This is a genomic window from Deltaproteobacteria bacterium, from assembly GCA_016930875.1.
GTDB lineage: Bacteria > Desulfobacterota > Desulfobacteria > Desulfobacterales.
In genome coordinates this window covers 1-3,797 of sequence record JAFGFW010000134.1, presented here as the reverse complement: position 1 = coordinate 3,797, position 3,797 = coordinate 1, and the positions used below count along the sequence as shown (strand labels likewise).

General features: G+C 50.4%; 3 protein-coding genes and 2 pseudogenes. All 5 read left to right on the top strand.

What is annotated here, in order from left to right:
• Positions 1-1,069, top strand: a 1,069-nt coding sequence (locus JW883_11915) for a nucleotidyl transferase AbiEii/AbiGii toxin family protein (protein MBN1842971.1), incomplete at its 5' end; no start/stop codon positions are given.
• Positions 1,069-1,889: pseudogene (locus JW883_11910) on the top strand (TIGR02391 family protein). The gene JW883_11915 and the pseudogene JW883_11910, both read left to right, overlap by 1 nt.
• A gap of 22 nt (positions 1,890-1,911) precedes the next feature.
• Positions 1,912-2,400, top strand: a complete 489-nt coding sequence (locus JW883_11905; GenBank protein ID MBN1842970.1) for an ATP-binding protein — start codon at positions 1,912-1,914, stop codon at positions 2,398-2,400.
• A gap of 12 nt (positions 2,401-2,412) precedes the next feature.
• Positions 2,413-3,195, top strand: a complete 783-nt coding sequence (locus tag JW883_11900) for a hypothetical protein (protein MBN1842969.1) — start codon at positions 2,413-2,415, stop codon at positions 3,193-3,195.
• Positions 3,192-3,797 (top strand): annotated as a pseudogene (locus JW883_11895) (restriction endonuclease subunit S). The gene JW883_11900 and the pseudogene JW883_11895 overlap by 4 nt, the downstream one beginning before the upstream one ends.

The window sequence follows — 3,797 nt, the reverse complement described above, 5'->3', positions numbered from 1 at the left end:
CCGACATCATCCGCGACCTGGCAGGCAAGGAGAAATCCGAGTGAAAACTTTTATTGGAATGACGGAGGAGCGCCGCAACCTGGTGTGTACACAAACAGGTGCACAATTGAATCTGGCCGAAGTGGCTGTGGAAAAGGACTTTTGGGTCTGCTGGACGCTCGACAAGTTATTTCGGCTGCCGGTCTGGGGGGAGCAACTGACATTCAAGGGCGGTACGTCGCTCTCCAAAGGTTGGAAACTGATCGAGCGGTTTTCAGAGGACATCGATATCGTGCTCAACCGAGGGGTGCTCGGGTTTGATGGCGACAATGCGCCGGAGACGGCCCCTAGCAAGAAACAGACGAGAAAGCGCCTCGATGCACTGCGTGATGCTTGTCAGAAATGCGTCAAAGAGAACATTCGACCGGCATTGCAGGAAGCAATTATCGCCGACATTCCTGCGTCGCTGACCTGGGAGCTGTTGGATGATCCGGCTGATCCGGATGGTCAAACCCTGCTGTTCAACTACCCGACGGCATTTCCTGCCGGAGCAGCTTATCTGCGGCGAGCGGTCAAGATCGAGATGGGAGCGCGTTCCGATACGGACCCATCGGCAACGATTACGATCTCCCCTTACATCAGTGATGCTTTTCCGGATTTGCTGCCCGAAGACAAGGTTGACGTGCGCGCGGTGATGCCGAAGCGAACCTTTTGGGAGAAGGCCATGCTGCTGCACGAAGAAACCTTCCGGCCTACCGGCGGCAAACTCAAAGAATACATGGCTCGCCATTACTATGACCTGTACCGGTTGATCGATGCGGGTATCGCCAGTGAAGCCATGGCCGATGACGCACTGTTTGCCCATGTGGCCAGCCACCGCGCAGTATTTTTCCGCCAGAATTGGGTGGATTATGCAACCCTGGTTCGAGGGCAACTGCGGCTGGTCCCAACCGATGATCAGCTGCCGGAGTGGCGAGCTGATTATCGCAACATGCAGCAAGAGATGTTTTTTGGCGAAGCACCGGGCTTCGAGATCGTCATGGAAAAGGTTCGTAGGTTTCAGGATGACTTCAACCAGGGACAAATGTAATGGGCGCACACCCTCCTTTTGATCCGGGTACAGTTGAGGCCATTGCCAAGGTAATTGGCGAGGCTGGATCTGGAACAGACATCAGTCGATACTTCCAAACGAACGGACTTATTGATGACTCGGGCGAATCCACCAAGTGGCGGCGTCTCAATTCGGTATTTTTAAAAAACCAGGCTACGACAAAAAGCGCCAATCAGATTCTTGCCTTTGTTAAGTCCTATCTTATCCCAACTCGATTCGTTGGGAAACGAGATGAGTTCGAACACCATCGTGGTGAACTTAACGCGATCTTTATTCTGCATGGCCTTGAGTATGGCAAGGACGGTCAATTCAGGTATACAACTCAAGCCAAAACACTGGATGAAGCAGAGGTGCGAGCCCAGGGTGTTCGTAACAAGTTGGCTCCCCGTAATACTCATCCTGAAGTCTACAAATACTGCCAGCCAGAACTGATGCAAGAAAACTATTTTCAAGCCGTTTTTGAAGCCTGCAAAGGGTTGTTTCAAAGAATTCGTGATCTAGCCGGTGTTGAAGCCGATGGTGCCAGTCTGTTTGACCGGGTTTTCTCAGTTGAAAAGCCATTCCTCGCATTCAACACACTTCAGACTGAAACAGAAAATCAGAACACAAAGGATTTGCACAACTTCTGAAGGGATGTGCAGCGGCGATCCGTAACCCGCTGGCGCACGGTCCTAAAATTCTCTGGCAGGGAGAGACTGACGCCGCTGATTACCTCACCCTGATTTCCATGTTGCATAGGAAGCTGGATCAATGCGTCAAAGTTCCGAATCTCAGCAACGGAGGGCTGCATAGAAACTAAGACGCCTTTCTCTCAAGAGGACTTGAACGAAATATTCAAGATTTCCCTCACAGATCCAGAACGAGTGATCTCAAGGGAAAGCAGCAGCCTGGAATTCAAGGAGTCATTCGGCTGGGCAAGTTTGCCCAAGTATCTGAAAACGAGCGCCGCTTATGCCAATGCCAAGGGTGGCTATATAGTGTTTGGTATTGCCAATAAGCCACATCTACTTTGCGGTCTTTCAGGAACGAACCTGAAGTTATTCGAGGATATCGATCCAGAGAAAATGTCACGCAACTTCAATAATCACTTTGCCCCGGAAATAGAGTGGACGATTCAGGAGTACGAACTTCAGGGGAAAGTTTTTGGCCTTCTGTATATCCATGAGGCCAAGGATAAGCCTGTCGTCTGCACAAAAGACGCTGGGAAGGAGCTGAAAGAGAGCGATATCTACTACCGATATCGAGGCCGCTCCGAGCGCATCAAATATCCTGAGCTGAGAGCCATCCTTGAGGCCAAGAGGGAAACATAGCAGCGTCTGTGGATGCAACATCTCGAAAACATAGCGCGTATTGGCGTTCTGGAGGCTGGAATTTTCGATCTACACACCGGCAGCGTGACTGGGGCCGGAGGTTCGTTTCTGATTGATGAGTCTCTTCTCAGTCAGCTCTCCTTCATAAAAGAGGGTGAGTTTTCTGAGGTCAAAGGCAAGCCCACACTAAAGCTGATCGGCCATGTCGAACCCCTGGCTGGAACCGTTATCGGTACCTCCAAAAGACAAATTATAAAAACCAAAGGCATAAGGACTGCCGATATCATTCTCAGCACTTTGAATCAGTATAATGTCCCTGAGCCAGACGAGTACATCAAACAGATCTGCTTTGAAAGTACTGCGTTTCTACCTGTTTACTATTTCATCAAGAAGTCCGGAATGACTTTGGACAAAATTGTCGAATTACTCGAAGGCGTAGTTACGAGATCGGCAACTCGTTCAAAATTGATAGAGCGCTTGAAGAGGCATAGCACACAAGAACTGCCCATTCCGAACGTAAAAACAGCCGCAGCGACTAAAAAACGAGAATTTGCCAAGGCTCTTCTTAATAAAAAAACTAGTGCCTCGCTTTCCGAGAAGGAATTGACATACTGCCTCCAAGCCTTGCGTGGCCTGACCATAAGTGAGATCAGATCCAATTCTAAGTACCTCCGAGGTTTTTTGAGAAATTTGTTTAATAAGCATTACTCCTCCGCAAAAGGCCCATTGGCTGACAACCTGCGGCGAGCGATCTGCTGGGTTGATGAAGCATTGAATATGGGAGACTGCAAATGAGTTCGCAATCCCTGAAGTCCGGCTGGAAGACGGTCAAGTTTGGTGACATTGCCGAGAATGTTGCTGTGCGGGTGGACCCTGCCGATGCCAAGACCGATGTTTATGTTGGGCTTGAACATCTCGACCCAAGTACGATTCACTTGCGCCCATGGGGGCACCCGTCCGATGTCATCGGACAAAAGCTGGCTTTCAAAAAGGGCGATGTGATTTTCGGTCGTCGCCGTGCGTATCAGCGCAAACTCGCCGTGGCGGAGTTCGATGGCATCTGCTCGGCTCATGCCATGGTCGTCCGTGCAAAGCCCAAGATGATTCTGCCGGAGTTTTGCCGTTCTTCCTACAATCCGACATGTTCATGGAGCGGGCCATCGAAATATCGGTGGGCTCGCTTTCGCCGACGATCAACTGGAAAACGCTGAAAGTGCAGGAATTCCCGCTGCCGCCGCTTGATGAACAAATGCGCATTGCCGAGATCCTGTGGGCAGCGGATGAGGCGGTTGAACAGTTTTCTAACGCATCAGAGAAATTACAGCAGACACGAGAGACATATCTTCGGGGTCTATCATCGAATGGTGCGGCCAAGAAATGGAAGGTAACAAAGCTTT